Origin of the sequence: Pantoea alhagi (assembly GCF_002101395.1) — a bacterium.
In the GTDB taxonomy this organism is placed as follows: Bacteria; Pseudomonadota; Gammaproteobacteria; order Enterobacterales; family Enterobacteriaceae; genus Mixta; species Mixta alhagi.
Genome location: NZ_CP019706.1, coordinates 3,107,465 through 3,125,656, shown reverse-complemented (window position 1 = coordinate 3,125,656; position 18,192 = coordinate 3,107,465). Strand labels below are relative to the sequence as shown.

14 protein-coding genes and 1 pseudogene are annotated in these 18,192 nt (G+C 43.6%); 1 reads left to right on the top strand and 14 read right to left on the bottom strand.

The genetic code is table 11. The features are described from left to right. Positions 1-26 precede the first annotated feature (26 nt). The 14 genes and pseudogenes from wzzB to galF form a co-directional block, all read right to left on the bottom strand. Positions 27-1,046 carry an LPS O-antigen chain length determinant protein WzzB gene (wzzB, locus tag B1H58_RS14535; protein WP_085071193.1) on the bottom strand — a complete coding sequence of 340 codons (1,020 nt, stop codon included), beginning with the start codon at positions 1,044-1,046 and terminating at the stop codon, positions 27-29. 139 nt (positions 1,047-1,185) lie between these two features. Continuing rightward, entirely contained in the window at positions 1,186-2,592 is a 1,407-nt protein-coding gene (gndA, locus tag B1H58_RS14530; protein ID WP_085071192.1) for an NADP-dependent phosphogluconate dehydrogenase, read from the bottom strand. 166 nt (positions 2,593-2,758) lie between these two features. Then, positions 2,759-3,172 carry a WbuC family cupin fold metalloprotein gene (locus B1H58_RS14525; RefSeq protein ID WP_085071191.1) on the bottom strand — a complete coding sequence of 138 codons (414 nt, stop codon included), beginning with the start codon at positions 3,170-3,172 and terminating at the stop codon, positions 2,759-2,761. Next, positions 3,159-4,373 (bottom strand): glycosyltransferase family 4 protein, encoded by a 1,215-nt coding sequence (locus B1H58_RS14520; RefSeq protein ID WP_085071190.1) that lies wholly within the window; start codon positions 4,371-4,373, stop codon positions 3,159-3,161. The genes B1H58_RS14525 and B1H58_RS14520 overlap by 14 nt, the downstream gene beginning before the upstream one ends. Continuing rightward, complete coding sequence (wecB, locus tag B1H58_RS14515) at positions 4,373-5,503, bottom strand: non-hydrolyzing UDP-N-acetylglucosamine 2-epimerase (RefSeq protein ID WP_085071189.1); 1,131 nt, start codon at positions 5,501-5,503, stop codon at positions 4,373-4,375. Before wecB ends, B1H58_RS14520 begins: the two co-directional genes overlap by 1 nt. Next, positions 5,503-6,606, bottom strand: a complete 1,104-nt coding sequence (gene wbjC, locus B1H58_RS14510) for a UDP-2-acetamido-2,6-beta-L-arabino-hexul-4-ose reductase (RefSeq protein ID WP_085071188.1) — start codon at positions 6,604-6,606, stop codon at positions 5,503-5,505. Before wbjC ends, wecB begins: the two co-directional genes overlap by 1 nt. 1 nt (position 6,607) lies before the next feature. Continuing rightward, positions 6,608-7,642, bottom strand: a complete 1,035-nt coding sequence (gene fnlA / locus B1H58_RS14505; RefSeq protein WP_085071187.1) for a UDP-N-acetylglucosamine 4,6-dehydratase/5-epimerase — start codon at positions 7,640-7,642, stop codon at positions 6,608-6,610. Positions 7,643-7,664: 22 nt separating this feature from the next. Beyond that, positions 7,665-8,813, bottom strand: a complete 1,149-nt coding sequence (locus B1H58_RS14500) for a glycosyltransferase (protein ID WP_085071186.1) — start codon at positions 8,811-8,813, stop codon at positions 7,665-7,667. Between the two features lie 7 nt (positions 8,814-8,820). Beyond that, the gene (locus B1H58_RS14495) at positions 8,821-9,984 is read right to left on the bottom strand and encodes a glycosyltransferase (protein ID WP_085071185.1); all 1,164 of its coding nucleotides are present in this window, start codon (positions 9,982-9,984) and stop codon (positions 8,821-8,823) included. After that, positions 9,981-10,988, bottom strand: coding sequence for a hypothetical protein (locus B1H58_RS14490; RefSeq protein ID WP_237172400.1), 1,008 nt, complete (start codon positions 10,986-10,988; stop codon positions 9,981-9,983). The genes B1H58_RS14495 and B1H58_RS14490 overlap by 4 nt, the downstream gene beginning before the upstream one ends. A gap of 105 nt (positions 10,989-11,093) precedes the next feature. Beyond that, the gene (locus tag B1H58_RS14485; protein ID WP_085071184.1) at positions 11,094-12,386 is read right to left on the bottom strand and encodes a lipopolysaccharide biosynthesis protein; all 1,293 of its coding nucleotides are present in this window, start codon (positions 12,384-12,386) and stop codon (positions 11,094-11,096) included. A 6-nt stretch (positions 12,387-12,392) separates the two neighbouring features. Then, positions 12,393-13,427: pseudogene (gene wecA, locus B1H58_RS14480) on the bottom strand (UDP-N-acetylglucosamine--undecaprenyl-phosphate N-acetylglucosaminephosphotransferase). Positions 13,428-13,982: 555 nt separating this feature from the next. After that, complete coding sequence (gene galE, locus B1H58_RS14475; protein WP_085071183.1) at positions 13,983-14,996, bottom strand: UDP-glucose 4-epimerase GalE; 1,014 nt, start codon at positions 14,994-14,996, stop codon at positions 13,983-13,985. A gap of 49 nt (positions 14,997-15,045) precedes the next feature. After that, positions 15,046-15,942 carry a UTP--glucose-1-phosphate uridylyltransferase GalF gene (gene galF / locus B1H58_RS14470; protein ID WP_085071182.1) on the bottom strand — a complete coding sequence of 299 codons (897 nt, stop codon included), beginning with the start codon at positions 15,940-15,942 and terminating at the stop codon, positions 15,046-15,048. A gap of 377 nt (positions 15,943-16,319) precedes the next feature. Here galF and B1H58_RS14465 point away from each other — a divergent pair, with 377 nt between their 5' ends. Next, positions 16,320-18,155, top strand: coding sequence for a hypothetical protein (locus B1H58_RS14465; protein WP_085071181.1), 1,836 nt, complete (start codon positions 16,320-16,322; stop codon positions 18,153-18,155). Positions 18,156-18,192 lie beyond the last annotated feature (37 nt).

Here is an 18,192-nt window from a genome sequence, read left to right as displayed (position 1 = left end):
AACCGGCCTGGTGGCCGGTTTTTTTATCAGACAGATTGTTTACGCTGTCGGTAAGCTGAAGCCATATTCCGCCCCAGCACCACCGCCGAGCCGACAATTCCGCCCAGCAATACTGCCAGCACCAGCGTCAGGCCCTTTTTCGGGCTGTCGCGACGGATAGGTAAATCAGGTTCCATGATATAGCGGAACGACTGCAGATTATCCACCTGGATTTTCAGGTCTTTAATCAAGCGCAGCGCACGCTGGGTGGCATAATAGCTATCGTCCAGCGGCAACGGCCTGGTCGCTTCGTTGGCAATTGATGAGGTGAGTGCCTTCGTGCCCAGCAAATAGAGCGTATCATCCGATAAAAACTCCGCCTGGGTCAGCTGCGAAGAGGTAATACCGGCACCTTCCGCTACTTTAAGTGCCTGTTTTAATGCTTCGTTGCGCCGCGTTTTTCTCTCTTTCGCTACTTCCTGCTGTGAAGTGAGCGAGTCGGTTAACTCACGGGTTTTTACCGCCAGGTTGCGTTTGATATCCGCGCCGTAATCATGCACTACGTCGTTATTTACCAACTGAATAAAATGCGTTACCTGCGCCTGCGCCTCTTGCGCTGTCTGCGCGGTGAACTTAACGCTTAGCGGATCGGGCTGGCCTGCCGTAACTGAGGCAACTTTTAATGCCAGCGGCTGATCGAGATTTTGCAGCGCGCCGGAAAGCGCAGTGATGGAGGCGCTAAAACGGTTGAACAATTGGTGCTGCAGCTCTACCACGCCCGGCTTATCCTGCGGCGACTCGGAGTAAAGCACGTTTAGCGCGGCGTTATAGTTGGCCACCTGGCCCGCGCTGGGCTGGGTAACTATCGCTTCCGAGGTCCATTTCTCTTTCGCAAAAAAGAGATACGTGATTGCCAGTAACAGAAACAGAATCACGGTAGCGATAATGATCTTTTTACCCTTCCATAGCTGAGCCACAACATCCAGCAGGTCAAGCTCATCATCGTTGTTGTAAAAGGTCTGACGAAGTAAAGACTGATCCGTAGTTGTCTTATTTTCTTGGTTCATGTTTCTGGTATGCCCAACTTATTAAATGAAAAGCGGAATGATAAACGCCAGGAAGAAAACAATAGCAAAAGGAAAGGTAAAGAGTTATCTGAAATCAATAAAAAACCTCCCAATGGGAGGTTTTTTAGGCAAAACGGAATTAGTCCAGCCATTCGGTGTGGAACACGCCGTCTTTATCGATACGCTTATAGGTATGCGCACCGAAGTAGTCACGCTGCGCCTGGATCAGGTTCGCCGGCAGCACTGCAGAGCGATAGCTGTCATAGTAGGCGATTGCAGCTGAGAACGTTGGCGTTGGGATACCATTCTGCACCGCATAAGCAACCACATCGCGCAGCGCCTGCTGGTATTCGTCAGCGATATTTTTAAAGTAAGGCGCCAGCAGCAGGTTCGCGATGTCCGGGGTATCTTTATAGGCATCGGTGATCTTCTGCAGGAACTGCGCACGGATGATACAGCCAGCACGGAAGATTTTCGCGATTTCGCCGTAGTTCAGATCCCAGTTGTTTTCATCGGAAGCCGCTTTCAGCTGAGAGAAGCCCTGCGCATAAGAGACGATTTTGCCCAGGTAAAGCGCGCGACGTACTTTCTCAATAAATTCCGCTTTGTCGCCGCTGAATGCCTGCGCAGTCGGGCCGCTCAGTACTTTAGAGGCGGCAACGCGCTGCGTTTTTAGCGAGGAAAGGTAACGCGCAAATACCGATTCGGTGATCAGAGAGAGCGGTTCACCCAGATCCAGCGAGCTCTGGCTGGTCCATTTACCGGTACCTTTGTTCGCGGCTTCATCCAGGATCACATCAACCAGGTAGTTACCCTCTTCATCTTTCTTGGTGAAGATATCTTTAGTGATGTCGATCAGGTAGCTGCTCAGCTCGCCTTCGTTCCATTCGCTGAAGGTTTTCGCCAGATCTTCGTTGCTCAGGCCCAGCGCGTTTTTCAGCAGAGAGTACGCTTCGGCAATCAGCTGCATATCGCCATATTCGATGCCGTTATGCACCATCTTCACGTAATGACCTGCGCCGTCCGGACCGATATAGGTCACACAAGGCTCGCCTTCGGCACGTGCAGCGATTTTATCCAGAATCGGCGCAACCAGTTCGTAAGCTTCTTTCTGACCGCCAGGCATAATGGAAGGCCCTTTCAGCGCGCCCTCTTCGCCACCAGACACGCCGGTACCGATAAAGTTGAAGCCTTGCTCAGAAAGTTCTTTGTTACGACGAATGGTGTCTTTATAGAAGGTATTACCGCCATCGATCAGGATATCGCCTTTATCCAGATGCGGGGTCAGTGAGGCAATCGTTTTGTCGGTCGCTTCGCCTGCCTGCACCATCAGCAGGATACGGCGTGGTTTCTCCAGCGAGTCAACGAACTCTTCAATGCTGTAGTAAGGCGCGAGTTTCTTGCCCGGGTTTTCGGCGATAACTTCATCAGTTTTTTCCCGAGAACGGTTGAAGATGGATACGGTATAGCCGCGGCTCTCAATGTTGAGTGCCAGGTTACGGCCCATCACCGCCATACCTACAACGCCGATCTGTTGCTTGGACATTATTTACTCCTGTCAGGTGTGTTCACTGCGATTCAGCAGCTTTGAGTATTCGCGATATTAACCCACTATTAGCACCGGATAATAGCGATTGGTGCGATATCCTATATGACTGTTCAAACGCTAAACAGGTTAATTCTAAAATAATTGCATTAATTGCTTAAACGTATCAAACAGCCTGCCATTTCGGAAAGGTCTTAGCAAATTCAGGGTTGAACGGACCCTCTTTAATTTCCATCATTAATGCCTGTTCAGAAATGCATTCCACGCTGTGAATATCGCCCGGCTGGAATTCAACCACCGAAACTGGTAATTCAGGCCCCGCGATAAAATCGTTAACCACGTTTCCCTGGTTGTCATACAGTTTTATTCTTAGCTGCCCGCGCATAACAATAAACATTTCCCACTGATTCGCCAGTTCATGGTAATGCGGCTCAACAAAACTGCCTTCTACCAGTGCGATTAGCAAACGCTGCACCGTCTCGCTATGAGATTTATGTAACAGAAAATGTGAACGTTTACGTTCCGACCTTTCTGCTTCCTGATATAAATCCATTATCATTTTCTTATCAAACAGACGCATGATTATCCTCAAGACTTTTTTCAATTAATTGCGCGACTGAGGTAACAGAAAATTCTTTGCACAATAATGTATAGGCGCTGCGCCCCATTTTTCTGCGTAAGCTAATATCATGATAAAGCGCTTTAGCCGATGAAAGTAGTTTCTCATCCTCGCCATTAATATGAATAAATCCGGCATGGTGCTGATTGATAATTTCCTGCAGATCGTTACCCTGATTAACGCTGCCCAGAATGGGTAATGACTCAACCATATAACCCAATAATTTACCTGGGAAATTATGCGCCGTATGTTGTGCAGAAAGCGAAAACAGACCAATATCAACATCGGCAAGAATATGTCGGAACTCATCCTGACTGACCGAAGATAAATAACTGAAGTTATTTAGCCCCCATTGCTGCGCCAACTGATTAATTAATTGAACTTCATCGCCCTGGCCAATAAAAAGAAAATGGGCCTTTTCTTCCTGCTGCATACTGCGGGCCAGACGCATTAAATTCGCCATATCCTGCGCGTGGCCGATATTGCCGCCGTAGAAATAGATGACTTTATCCTGCAACCCTAGCCGCTGCCGCACAGAGAGATAGTCTGCGCTCGCTTTTTTAACCGGCTGCAAATCTGCCCAGTTGCGTAACACTTCGCAGGGGTAGTTTGGGTGCAGCGAGCGAAACAGCTGCAGATTTTTATCAGACATCAGACCGATGCGTGTCGCCTGACGGTAAGCGTCGCGCTCAAAATAACGAAAATATTTTGCGATCGGCGACCTTTTTTTCATTATGCCGGCATCTATTACCCATTGCGGGAAGAGATCGCGCAACACTAAATAGGCCGGGCAGCGGCAGCGCTGCTTAATATGCTTCACCAAACGCCCCCAAAATATAGAGGGCGAATAGTAGATGATACCATCAAAAGTTTCCGGTTTAACCAGATGACTTATTGCACCCCACGCCCGGTATGAAAGCAGCGTTTCATTACTGGCGCGGCAGATTTTTCCCACATCTTTAATGGGTCCGCTTTTAAAACGCCACACAGTAATGCCGTCGATCTCATCAAACGATAACGCAGCTTTTTGGCGAAAGTCAGGTGTAATAACCGTAATGCGATGCCCACGAAGATGAAGCTCAACGGCTAACTCGTGGAACATCTTTGCCCCAACACGCGTACTATGGGGTAAATAATCATCAATGATTAAAACCAGATTCATTAATACTGTTTCCAGACAACCCGCTTAATATAGTCAGTATAGGAATGCACAATCCTGACCACTTTGTCAGAGACGTTCGGCATACTGTAATCCGCTACCTGACGTAAAAGACGCTCTTCACCGCGCGGCTGTGTCGCCAGAATCTCCAGCGCCTGCAACACACGATCGACCTCCAGTCCGACCATCATCACCGAGGCCTCTTCGAACCCTTCCGGACGCTCATGCGCTTCACGAATATTCAGCGCCGGGAAGTTCATGATAGAGGATTCCTCCGTGATGGTGCCGCTATCAGACAGCACCGCGCGGGCATTTTTCTGCAGATGGTTATAGTCGTGGAACCCTAACGGTTTCAGCAGCTGGATATTGGCATGGAAAGTAATGCCGTTTTCTTCGATGCGGTGACGAGTACGCGGATGCGTGGAGACAATAACCGGCAGGTTATATTGTTCGGCCACCGTATTCAGTATCGCCGCCAGTTTGGCCAGCTGTTTCGGCGCATCGACGTTTTCTTCGCGATGCGCGCTCACGACGAAGAACTCGCCAGCTTTCAGATTAAGTCTGGTGAGCACATCAGAGGCGTCGATTTGCGGCATATAGTGGGTAAGCACTTCATACATCGGGCTGCCGGTTTTGATAATGCGGTCAGCTGGCAGGCCTTCTGCCAGCAGATAATCGCGCGCGATATCGCTATAGGTCAGATTAACATCCGCGGTGTGATCGACAATGCGGCGGTTAGTCTCTTCCGGCACGCGTTGATCGAAACAGCGATTCCCGGCTTCCATATGGAAGATAGGGATTTTACGACGCTTGGCGGGCAGCGCCGAAATACAGGAGTTGGTATCGCCCAGCACCAGCATCGCTTCAGGCTCGACCTCAGCCAGCACGGCGTCAACTTTAATAATCACCTGACCGATGGTCTCTGCTGCGCTTTTCCCGGCGGCATTAAGAAAGTAGTCGGGTTTACGCACGCCCAGATCGTTAAAAAAGACTTCGTTTAACTCGTAATCGTAGTTCTGGCCGGTGTGAACAATAATATGTTCGCAATAGAGATCGAGCTTAGCCAGAACGCGAGAGAGACGAATGATTTCAGGGCGAGTGCCGACGACGGAAACAATTTTTAGTTTTTTCATTATAAAGCTCTCGCTATGGTATCAGGGGCATCGCGATCAAATATTTCATTGGCCCAAAGCATGACTAACAATTCATCGCTACCGATATTAGTAATATCATGGGACCAGCCGGGCACAGTTTCAACTACCTGAAACTGGTCTGAAGAGGTGACCAACTCATATTTTTCACCCGTAATGACATGCTCAAATTTAAAACGCGCCCGGCCTTTAATAACAAGGAATTTTTCATTTTTCGTATGATGATAATGTCCGCCTCGCGTAACGCCCGGGTGAGCAGAAAAAAAAGAAAACTGCCCAGCAGACGGAGTTTTAAGCATCTCGCAAAATACGCCACGGGTATCACTATAGGAAGGCAGGCGATAGCTAAAGTCTTCAGGTTTGAAATAGCTGAGCCATGTTGAATAGAGCGCGCGCGTAAAGCCTTTTCCAACCTCTTCGGTTACCAATGTATCTCTGCTAAGCTTAAATGAGCGAAGCATATCGGCAACATATCCAACAGTAACCTTATATTCGGGAGCAATTTGATGAAAGCCGTTTGCTTTTACACCATGAAGCAGGCGCAACATTTCTTCGCAAAAATCATCTATATAAATCATTGTAACTTCAGCTTCGGAGTCATGAATGGTAATATCCATGCCGTTAGCCAGATTATGACAAAACGTTGCCACAAAAGAATTATAGCCCGGCTTACACCATTTACCGAAAACGTTAGGAAGTCGATAAATATAATATCTGGCACCGCAGCTGTTACCGTATTGAGCGATCCACTCTTCAGCAAGCGCTTTACTACGTCCGTATGCATTATCACGTGCCGCCTGCGTAGAAGAGCTTAGCATTATCGGCGTTTTAACAGCTTTATCAGCTAACAAAGCGACAATTTTTTTTGTAAAGTCGCTATTGCCTGTTTCGAACTCGCTTTCATCTTTCGGACGGTTAATTCCCGCCAGGTGAAAAACGAAATCAGCCTGTGCTAATCCGTCCGCAAGCTGTTGTTCATTCGTTGAGCGTGTGACTTTAATGATATTGTTATAGCCAGCTTCAGTAAGCCTTAGACAAAGATTTTTACCTATAAAGCCATCGGCGCCGGTCACTAAAATATTCATATTACGCATCCAGATCGTATTCTTCACCAGCTTGTAATGCTCGAATAAACGGCAGTTTGAGCAATAACCCTTTCATACCTTCAACATCCAAACGTTGAGTATTATGCGAATTATAATCAGCGATTTCTGAGATTCGCGTATCGCCTTGCTCAACGTATTTACCATAGTTAAGGTCACGTAAATCAGGTGGAACGCGATAATAGTCGCCCATATCCTCAGCAGCGATCATTTCTTCACGGCTAAGCAACGCTTCAAAAAGCTTTTCACCATGACGGGTACCGATAATATTAACTTGATGTTCAGCAACGTCCAAGAGCTCTTTTAGGGCAATAGTTAATGTTTCAATAGTCGCAGCGGGTGCTTTTTGCACAAAGATGTCGCCATTACTGCCATGCTCAAATGCATATAGCACCAAATCTACAGCATCTTCAAGTGTCATCATAAAACGTGTCATATTAGGATCGGTAATAGTGATTGGTTTACCGGTTCGAATAAGGTCGACAAATAAAGGAATAACCGATCCACGAGATGCCATTACGTTACCGTAACGAGTGCCACAAATAACAGTTTTTGCACTATCAACATTACGTGACTTTGCCACCATCACTTTTTCCATCATGGCTTTAGAAATGCCCATTGCGTTGATGGGATAAACAGCCTTATCAGTACTCAGGCAAACAACACGTTTAACTTCATTGGCAATCGCTGCTTCAAGGACATTTTCCGTTCCAAGCACATTGGTTTTTACCGCTTCCATCGGATGAAACTCACAGGAGGGAACCTGCTTTAATGCTGCTGCATGATAGATGTAATCGACACCGCGCGAAGCGTTAAGGACACTAGCATAATCGCGTACATCACCTATATAAAATTTTAGTTTTGCGCTATTATATTTTTTACGCATATCATCTTGTTTTTTCTCATCACGCGAAAAAATGCGGATTTCTTTAATATCAGTTTCAAGGAAGCGATTAAGTACAGCATTACCAAACGATCCCGTACCACCAGTAATTAGCAAAACCTTATTATTAAACATTCAAATCACCTCAATTACTTTCTTAAGCCAATAGGCTTTTTATAATACTGATCATGTTTTCAGTTCTTTTTTGTTGCGTACCATATTTTTGCAAGATATTGTTTCCTGAAATAATTTTTTTTGTGAAATCTTCCCTTTTTATCGCGGAAATAATCGAATTAACATATGTATTGTAATCATTACAAACATAGTAATAAGCATATTCACCACAGATATCTTTGGAAAAGGGCAAAAAAGGCACCACTAAAGGTTTTTTAACAGCCATAGACTCTATATAACTTGTAGAGAAAACTTCAAGAAGACTAGGCTGCAAAATAACATCATGCTCCAAATACAAATGTACTGCTTCTTTTCGAGAAAAAGGGCCATAATTACATATGTACTTTTCAACGCCTAATTGCGTTGCCATTTCTTTGATATTATTCCAGTGTAGAGTGTCGATTGTAAAAGTTACCTTCAATTCCAGCTGAAATCTTTGTATCAGCATTTTAATAATCGAAGGAACTGTTTCTAAGTCTTTATGAGCATACCACGCGCTAGGTACCAATATTTTTATTTGTTTCGTTGAAAGCTCGTTTGAAACATCTGAATAAAACCCTTCCGTTGTTTTATTAGCCTGTTGAGCCTCAAAAAACATAGCTGATATAGCATTATATACAATAAAAATATTTCCACGTTTACCAACGATCTTTTTTAATTGTCGTTTAGATTCTTCAGTTTGAACTATCCAGCACTTGGCTTTTCTAATGTAATGCCTTTGATAAATTGTATGAACCCTTCTTATCAATCGCTTTACCAAACCTCCATGTTTACGTAATGACTCTTTGGTAGCTCCTAAAATATATGGGTTACTGCATCCCATTATATGTGTTTGTTTAAAGTTTACGTATGCTGGCCCAGCCGAGGTATAAATTAAATCTGGCTCAATTTCATTCGCCTTATCATATATTTTTTTACGCCATACAAAGGATTGAGCTGGTGATTTATTTGAGATAAAAAACTTTTCATCAGGTATTAAAACCTTAACTTGCACAGCTACTTCTGGGCTAAGGAAAAAATACCAATCAAAACCAAAACCATCATTATTTATTATTTCATTTATAAAGTTTACAGCATTTTGTATTGCACCACCTGTATTATTTGTAGTGCAATTAAGTATTATTTTTTTCATGAATGACTCACAATAATTTTTCAACAATGAAATTTTCAATCAAATATTTTTTTGATTCCACTGAAAAATTATCATTAAATATAGCTGTTAAATTACCATGGAAGTCACTTCTTTTTGCAATAGCTCTTTGTAATTCCTCATCAATATTATCTTTATTCATATCTATGGCTATGCCTATATGTGGTAATATTTCATCAATATCTCCTACAGGGTTTGTTATTATTGGTGTATCTGTAGATAATGATTCAACGACTTTTGAAGGAAAGCCAGCCAATGCGTAACGTTTATTTTCTCTGATAAAAATACAATAGTCGATCTTTCTATATAGCTCAAGCACTTCACTCATAGGTATGCGGCCATAAAATTTTACAAATGAAGCTATTTTAGCTTGGTAATATTTAAGTTCTGGGCTGGTTTGATAAAACTGCTCTTCCGTTATCCCAGCAATGTGCAATATAACGCTTTCGTTAATTTTATTTTTAGTGTTAATTATTTTATATACTAATTCATCCAACCGATCTTTACGTCCGGGAGAACCAGCATAAAGGAGACTCAACTCACTGTGAAGTTCATTTTTTGATTTTACAAATGAAATAGGACTTTTTACAGCCAAAGGTGGAACGCGGATTACGTTTTTTACACCACATCTTAGATAATATTTTTCAAGGAAGCTTGAAATTGCCATGACATTTTTAAATCGCGGATAAACGTAGCGCATTCTAATATAATTTTCTAGCGAGGCCATTCCATAACGTCCTCCCGGGAGATGCTCACTTTCATACCACTCAGTGCTATCTAAAATAAGTTTTTTATTAAATATCTTCCCCATGATTAGCATTAAAGCGGCAAAAAATGCTGGGGGATTGTAAAGAATAATAATATCGAAAAAATGCCTTTTATTATAAAACCACTTTAATAGTGAATGTCCCTGAAATGCAAAATTAATTACCTTCCTGATTTTAGAATTATTTTTTTTATCGAGAATTGAAAAAGATTCGTGAGTAACTTTCTCTCCAGGAATAAAATTTTTATCTTCTTTTTGTTCCCACCCTGCTACAAATATATCTTTAATACTGTCCGACATTACCAAACAATTTATAATATTATTCACCCGTTTTCCAGCAGCGTCTTTATCAGGATAACGGAAAGCACCGGTATAGAGAATTCTCATTTGTATCCCTTTCTAAACTTATACAATTGAAATAAACCTAGCAACTGAAAAACAGGTAATATACATATAAAATAGCGTTGATTAATAGTTGGATTAAAAAGCCAAATTAGGAAGAATGAGACTATAGCAGCCATAAAAAATCTATCATCGCCATGCATTTTTTTCTTATAATTCAAAAAGCAATTTATTATGAACGGAAGGTATAAAAAAAGCATAAGTAGTTGAGGGATGTTTTTTAACCGACTAACATCAATTTTATAATCTTCATTAATAAAATGAAATGAAAGTAACGTATCATAGAAATATTGCATCACTCTCAGTGGGTTAAAAAATAGTGATCCTATATAATATTTAATATTTAACTGATATACAAAAAAGCTAAGCCCGTCAGATAATGTTCGCTCATTAAAAAAGTGCGTTTGGTATTTTGCCAGATAACCATTGAGGAGAGATGAAACTATATATAATAACGCAAGCTCTTTTAACGGTTTTTTGTTTTTTACAACTATGTAGGCATACACTATCAATAACACAGGCAATTGAAATCTGATAAATAAGGAAAGCATTATCAAAACTATGTAGCGTAACCAATATTCCTTTTTCAATAACTCAATAGCTTTGAGGAATATAAGAATGGTAAAGGAATCTTTATTAATTAGCTGAGAAAAATAGACCAAGCTAGTCAGAAAAAAAAAAGTAATTACATAATATTGAGGCATCCCAAACAATTTGATTAAATTGATATATGTTTTCAACGCCAAAAGTAACACAAAGACATTAATTATAAGCGCCAGTATTTCATATTGAATGTTATATCCAAATAAATTAATCAGCCTATGACTTAAATAATAAACTAGCGATATCCCAAGGTTATTATTTAATCCAAAAAGTTGCTCTACATTTTTAATTTTATTTATATAATCAAGATAGACATAGTGATCGTGTATATTTACAGGATTTAACCAACCAATTACAGGCTCATATACAAAGCCTTTATTGCTCACGAAAAAATCAAAATATAGGAAGCAAAAGCTTGTAAAAAATATGAAGTAGAGAATATAAGCTACGCTATTACTAATAGAGAAGGAGAAAAGCTTGTAATGTTTCACTTAGTTTAACCTTAATGCTGCGATTGTTACAGCAAACATAACTGCCACAAAAGTGATAAAATATTTCAACTTAAAACCCATCTTCATGAGGCGTTCCGAAATATACCATGAATACAGAGTCATGAATATATTTGTTGCTACGGCAGCAAGTGCTATTCCAATCAAACCCCACATTTTAGCTAAAATAAAAGCGCTTGCAATAAAGAAAATTAGAGAGTTAATGTATATTATCGAAATGTAATGTGATTTTTCTTTTATTTTTATGCCAGCATCTACCATCTCCTTAACAAAAAGAACACTGACAGAAAATATTAGAAAATATGATAGTGGAAGTCCTTCTTTATATGATGGTGCTATATAGTAATTATACAATATATAGCTAGTTGCATAAAAAGCAATTGCAAACAAAGGCAAGAAAAACAGGACACCATTAAAAATTTTATCCATTCCGTTAGTATTCTTACCATCTTTAACATTTTTATAAAGAATAGGGTACCAAACCATATTAAAGGCAGAGAGTAAAACAAACATTAGCGAAGCTATCTTACTAGCTAATGCAAAAACACCTACGCTTGCTTGAGAGAAAAGTAACAGAATAATAAACCTATTTCCATATTGCGTAAAAGCACTAGCAATCCTGGCTGGGAATTGAGGCCATGAAAAGCGCCAAAGTTTTCTAAAGGTGGGCTTTGTTAACTTTGTTTTTAAATCTTTTCGTAGCAATACTAAAGCCCATATTGTTGGGGGCACATAAGACATTAATGAAGCTGTAATATAACCTAAAGATCCCATGCGCTTATAAATAATTAAATATAACGCTAACAAAGCGAAAGATGTCGCTTGTACAGCACTAATTGCTGCTACACTCCATGCCCCTTTTTTATAACGAGTCACAAGAGTTGAGATAGTAAAAACATTAACAACCAATATCATGAGAGCTGTTATTTTAATATGGTATGTATAATTACCATTATTAAACATCATTATAGATAAAAAATGTGAAAAGATTGATACCAAAAACATGGCTATTAAGGAGAAAGCTGTAACTAATAACAAGCTAGCAGGTATTACATCTTCATTTTCGTAAAAATAACGCTGCATAGATGCATCCATTTGCATCATTCCAAATATGATAATAATATTATAAATTGAAAGAATGACTTCCAATGCACCCATATCATTCACAGGAATATAGTGCGTAAAAAGTGGTGTTAATAAAAATGGTAAAAATCTTGAAAGTCCAGAAGCCAGTAAAAATATTCCTATTTCCTTAATGAATTTTTTTATCATCATGCTTTTTTATGATACCGAAGTTGAAAGCGTTTTTTTAGACCACCATGCTATGAAATAGCAATAAATGGAAAATATCAAAATAAAATATAATAAAACATTTTCATCATGTAGCTTTATCTCTTCACTAATTAAGCCAATTATTGATGAAAATAAAGCTAATAGAGTGATGTATATACACGCTTGGTTATTTGAAAATCCGTTTTGAGTCAACACATGATGCAGATGTTCTCTGTCCGGCTTGAAGGGACTGTCCCCCTCTTCTGATGCGTCCTATCATCACGCGCAGCATATCCATTAGAGGAACGGCGATCAGCCACAGCGCAGTGACCGGGCGCATTACTGCTTCCTCGCCCTGGGTGGCGAGGATCAGTAACCAGATAACGGTAAAGCCAATCAGCGTGCTGCCAGCATCGCCCATAAAAACTTTAAACTTGCCGCCCCACGGGATGCCCAGGTTCAGCAGAATATAAGGCAAACAGGCGACCATCAGACACAGGCACCACAGCGCCATATTATCCCGCTCGCCCATCCAGAACACCACGGCCAGCGCGCCGAAGGTTACGGAAGAAAGCGCCCCGAGCAGACCATCAATGCCATCAACCATATTAAAAGCATTAATTGCACCCACTACCGCCAGCAGCGTGACCGCATAGCCGATGATGCCTAAGACCAGTTCGTAGCCAAACAGGATATTGCCGAGCGAATAAAGGTAGAGGCCGTTGTACATCATGATGCTGGCTACCAATGCCTGTAATGCCATGCGTGGCAGAACGGGAAGGTCAAGTTTGTCATCCAGCACGCCGACAACAATAAGCATCGTGGCACAAACCATATAGATGCTGAAGTCAGGTAGCCAGTCAGGCTGCATAACGTAAATAATCCACAGGGAAATATAAACTGAGACCCCGCCGACCAGCGGTATATGGCCGTTATGATGTTTCCGCGCGTTAGGTTTATCTACTAACCCTACTTTTTGGCAATCTTGCGAGAGATAAAAAGCAGCGCCAGCGCTCCCAGAAAAACGAGCACGATTTCTTGCATGTTTGCACCAGTATTGAAATTGACCACAGTTACCTGAAAACGCCCACGCTACCGCCCCTGGCTTCAAGCAACCAGACGCTTCGCGGCTCAGGGCTCAAACAAGCATAGCCTGTGTGAGCAACACGGTAATTTTTTCTCGCAACGCCATCAGAATGCACTGTAACCCTGCGCTAATAGTTTACGATTCTCGTACTATCGTCGCGTACAGACAAGCACAAAATGTCCTGTTTACCTGTTGAGTTATTGGCTTTCAACTAAAGAATGCATTGATTGTTTGCTTTGCAAACAAAGCGCTCAAAATATCAGCTTGCCTCTCATCCCTGATAAGACTCAGGCTATTACCGCTGTGGCACGCTTTGTGATGCTATTTTATCCATTAACCTTCTCTACTAATACTCATGCCGTTTAGCAACGGTTTAACTCACCTCTGAAACAGAAATGGCCTCTGTTTCCAGAAGCCATCGATAGTCATTAATACGTTTTGCTCTGCGTCACGCTTTTAACTGAATCGTAAAAGCGCAACAGGCGACAATAAATCATAAGAGCAACTTACTCTTAGCGGTAGCCGTTAGGATTTTTTGACTGCCAGTTCCAGGTATCGCGCATCATCTCATCGATACCGCGCGTAACGCGCCAGTTGAGTTCTTTATCAGCCAGCGTAGCGTCAGCCCAGAAGGCGGCTAAGTCGCCATCGCGACGCGGTTTAATGTCAAAGGGAACCGGCTTGCCGGAGGCTTTTTCAAACGCCTTCACCATCTCCATCACCGAGTAACCTTTGCCGGCCCCCAGGTTATAAGCCTTATAGCCCTGCAACTGATCCAGGTGATCGAGGGCTTTTAAATGGCCTTCCGCTAAATCCACGACATGAATATAGTCACGTACGCCGGTGCCATCTTTAGTAGGGTAGTCAGCACCGAAAATACCGAGCTTATCAAGACGGCCAATCGCTACCTGAGCAATATATGGCAGCAGGTTATTAGGAATGCCGTTAGGATCCTCACCGATTTCGCCAGACTCGTGAGCACCTACCGGATTGAAGTAGCGCAGCGCGATCGCCTTAAACTGGCTGTCCGCTTTGGCGTAATCCTGCATGATCTGCTCAACCATCAGTTTTGAGGTGCCGTAAGGGCTGGTCGTGCCGCCAATAGGGGTCGTCTCAACGTAAGGCACCGGCGCGTTAGCGCCATAAACCGTGGCGGAAGAACTAAAGATAAAGTTATAAATGCCGGCGTTACGCATCTCTTCCAGCAGCACTACCGTACCCGAAACGTTATTTTCATAATATTCCAGCGGTTTACGGGTCGATTCGCCTACGGCTTTCAGTCCGGCGAAATGGATAACGGCACTAATGCTATTGCTGGCAAAAATGTCGCGCAGGCAGGCGCGATCCAGAATATCCCCCTCAACAAAAGTGGCTTTCTTTCCGGCCAGTTTCTCTACGCGGTTGATCGATTCCCGCGAAGCATTACTGAGGTTGTCCATTACCACAACGTCGTCGCCACGCTGCAACAGCGCCAGCACCGTATGAGAGCCGATGTACCCCGCTCCGCCCGTTACCAAAATAGCCATGTGCACTCCTTTAATGCCGCGCAAAGGCGCGGCGTGTCATTGTGAGGAATTATTTTGCCAGCAATTGTTTAATGGTTTCGCGGAAAGCCGCGCCCTGCTGCTTGTTGCGCAGGCCATAGCTGACAAACGCCTGCATGTAGCCCATTTTACGGCCGCAGTCGAAGCTGTCACCTGTCATCAGGCAGGCATCAACCGGCTGTTTCTGACTCAGACTGGCGATGGCGTCCGTAAGCTGAATACGGCCCCAGGCACCTGGCTCAGTTTTCTCAAGCTCAGCCCAGATATCCGCAGACAGAACGTAACGGCCCACAGCGGCCAGGTCAGAATGCAGCGTTTCCGGATGCTCAGGCTTTTCAACAAAACCGGTAATGGTGCTGACGCTGCCTTCATTTTCCAACGGTTCTTGCGTTGATATCACGGAGTATTCTGACAAATCGGAACCCGGCATATGCTTCGCCAGCACCTGGCTGTGGCCAGTTTCTTCAAAGCGCGCAACCATTGCGGCAAGATTATAGCGCAGGTGGTCAGCGGTAGACTCATCCATAATGACATCGGGCAGCACAACAACAAAAGGATTATCGCCGATCATAGGACGCGCGCAGAGTACCGAGTGGCCAAGGCCCAGCGGTTGCGCCTGACGAACGTTCATGATGGTCACGCCCGGCGGACAAATGGATTGTACTTCACTCAGCAGTTGACGCTTCACTCGCTGTTCCAGCAGCGCTTCAAGCTCATAAGTGGTATCAAAATGGTTTTCTACCGCGTTCTTTGACGCATGCGTGACCAGAACGATTTCCTTGATGCCGGACCTGACGATTTCATCAACAATGTATTGAATCATCGGCTTATCTACGATAGGCAGCATCTCTTTAGGAATGGCTTTTGTAGCAGGGAGCATATGCATACCGAGACCCGCAACGGGGATAACTGCTTTAAGCTTGGTCATATTTTTTCCATATAATGATGTGAAGACATTCAGCGATTATGCAATAAACAAGCAATCGTTAAGTATAATCTTATTCTGAAAATTTTCATTAGCAATAGTGTTAAAGAAACAAAGAATTAAAAGATCTGGTGTGAGTCTGTCGAATAAATCAAATGCAACCAGGATAAACCCGAACAACATTAAACCCTCTCTGTCCTACTCAACTTATTTTATTACAGCAAGCATTATTCGCTGAGATTAATCTGATAAAACCCCCTGCGCTTAACGCAAGTGTAAAAAAGCGTTTTCTTTTATCTGATTTTAAATATTACAGCTTCCAATTATCTGGCTTAAATGAATAATGAAACCTGGCGTTATCATTCTTAAAAGGGTCAGAGATGAGCATTAATGAAAAAGCCAGTGAAGAACGTATCCACTCGCGACGTAAGGCGTTAACAAAAATCCTGGCCTCGGCCGCTGCCATCGGCACGCTCGGTAGCCTGACGCGCGCCAGTGCGGCCCCGGCCCCTACTCCGTCAGCACCGGCGCCGGACAGCGCTGCCGGTAAAATCAATGGCGCACCAGGCATTATCCTCGATCATGCGTCTACCTCATGGGCTAAAATTCGTAATGATATTCATCGCAGCAACGGCCCTGTCGATAATTACGCTGCTTTGCAACAGCTGGTTGAGGATAAGAAATACCTTACTATTGATACACCGATCAGTATAAATAAATCCATTACGCTCACGGTGAAAAACCAAATAATTGAAGGGCGTGGCAATGGTATTATTACCCCACTGGCAAATATGGGTAATGAATTTTTACTGGTGCTGAAAGCTGACGCGACGCAAATTCATGGCATTGTATTAGATAATCCTATGCTATTAAAAAGCGAAACCGGCGGACGCCAGGGCGGAATTATGATTTCCGCGAACTATTGTGAAGTTTCTAACTGCTATTTTTATCGTATGCTGCAGTCGGTTATCGCCCCGGCCAGCTTTGGCGCTTACGGCACCAAAATTACTAACAACTGGTTTTTAGAGTGCCTGGGCGCCGGAACCGGTATGCACGATCTGCATTCTAAACTGGGTGAGGACCGTGGCGATGCGGTAACCATCTGGGGCTCCGGCACGATCATGACCGGCAACCATGCCTACTGTAAGGCTGGCGAGGATGCTCGCCTGGCATTTCATGCTGAGGGGCTGCCAGGTGCACGCAAGCATGCGCGCGATTTCGATCACAAAGATATCATCATGGCGAACAATATGGCGAAGGGCAGCTTCCGTCGTCATTTCGCCATGGAAAACATCAATGGCGGTATCTCAATCGGGAATATCTCTATGGGCGGCGCTACCTGGTGGGGCGAAGCCTATATTCAGTGCAAAAATATCAACGTTAAGAACACCATTCGTTACAGCAACAGCCCGGATATACTGAACGGCAACGCCTGGCGGCCTATCAAAGCGGCGATCGCCGTGGTCAATTTCAATGAAGGCGTAAATATCGACAGCACCGTACTGATTGCCAAAGGTACCAAAGCCTACGGCTTCGCCATTGCTACCCAAACTGGCGATCATGACGTAACGCTGTCAGGCAGCATGATTAACGAAGGCGCTCGTACCAATACCGCCCTGTTCCTTAACCAGCCAAAGAGCTTCCGTATTAATAATCTTGATACGCGCGGCTTTTCACGGGCGGCACAAATCACCACGAATAAAGATGTCACCATTACCAGCAACAACTGCTATCACCAGCTAAACGGCACCGGTAAAGGTGTTGAGGTGGTAAAAGGTTCAGGCGGCACCATTGCGATCAATGGCGATACTTATAGTGGTGCAACAACCGCCTTTAAACTGCCTAACCTGGACAACCTGAGTATCCAGAATACGCGCGTCAGCGATTCGGCGCGTTTTGCCGAGCTGAGCGGCATCAAGCAGTCGCTGCTGGTTACCAATAATATGGCGACCGGGGAGCAGGCAATGCCGTTGATTTACAGTAACGGCAGCGCGCCGGATATTAGCTGGAACGTTGAAGGAAATGTGGGTATCCGCAGCAATTTCTCTTATACCAGCGCGCAGCTCTCCGCAATCAACTCAGTGCTGAATCAGCGCAGTAAGCATGCAGGTAAAAGCGTTAGCGTTAATAACAACGCGGTATATGTTGCGCTTGGCAGCGCGCCTGAATCCCCGTGGTTAAATTTAGCCACGCAAAAAGTCGTTAAGCCGGCTTAAAAAAAAGCCTCAGCGAAAGTCGCTGAGGCTTTTTATT

Excerpts from the sequence above, each read along its gene's own strand:
- wzzB (WP_085071193.1), bottom strand. The coding sequence starts at position 1,046 with ATGAACCAAGAAAATAAGACAACTACGGATCAGTCTTTACTTCGTCAG.
- gndA (WP_085071192.1), bottom strand. The coding sequence starts at position 2,592 with ATGTCCAAGCAACAGATCGGCGTTGTAGGTATGGCGGTGATGGGCCGT.
- B1H58_RS14525 (WP_085071191.1), bottom strand. The coding sequence starts at position 3,172 with ATGCGTCTGTTTGATAAGAAAATGATAATGGATTTATATCAGGAAGCA.
- B1H58_RS14520 (WP_085071190.1), bottom strand. The coding sequence starts at position 4,373 with ATGAATCTGGTTTTAATCATTGATGATTATTTACCCCATAGTACGCGT.
- wecB (WP_085071189.1), bottom strand. The coding sequence starts at position 5,503 with ATGAAAAAACTAAAAATTGTTTCCGTCGTCGGCACTCGCCCTGAAATC.
- wbjC (WP_085071188.1), bottom strand. The coding sequence starts at position 6,606 with ATGAATATTTTAGTGACCGGCGCCGATGGCTTTATAGGTAAAAATCTT.
- fnlA (WP_085071187.1), bottom strand. The coding sequence starts at position 7,642 with ATGTTTAATAATAAGGTTTTGCTAATTACTGGTGGTACGGGATCGTTT.
- B1H58_RS14500 (WP_085071186.1), bottom strand. The coding sequence starts at position 8,813 with ATGAAAAAAATAATACTTAATTGCACTACAAATAATACAGGTGGTGCA.
- B1H58_RS14495 (WP_085071185.1), bottom strand. The coding sequence starts at position 9,984 with ATGAGAATTCTCTATACCGGTGCTTTCCGTTATCCTGATAAAGACGCT.
- B1H58_RS14485 (WP_085071184.1), bottom strand. The coding sequence starts at position 12,386 with ATGATGATAAAAAAATTCATTAAGGAAATAGGAATATTTTTACTGGCT.
- galE (WP_085071183.1), bottom strand. The coding sequence starts at position 14,996 with ATGGCTATTTTGGTAACGGGCGGAGCGGGGTACATCGGCTCTCATACG.
- galF (WP_085071182.1), bottom strand. The coding sequence starts at position 15,942 with ATGACCAAGCTTAAAGCAGTTATCCCCGTTGCGGGTCTCGGTATGCAT.
- B1H58_RS14465 (WP_085071181.1), top strand. The coding sequence starts at position 16,320 with ATGAGCATTAATGAAAAAGCCAGTGAAGAACGTATCCACTCGCGACGT.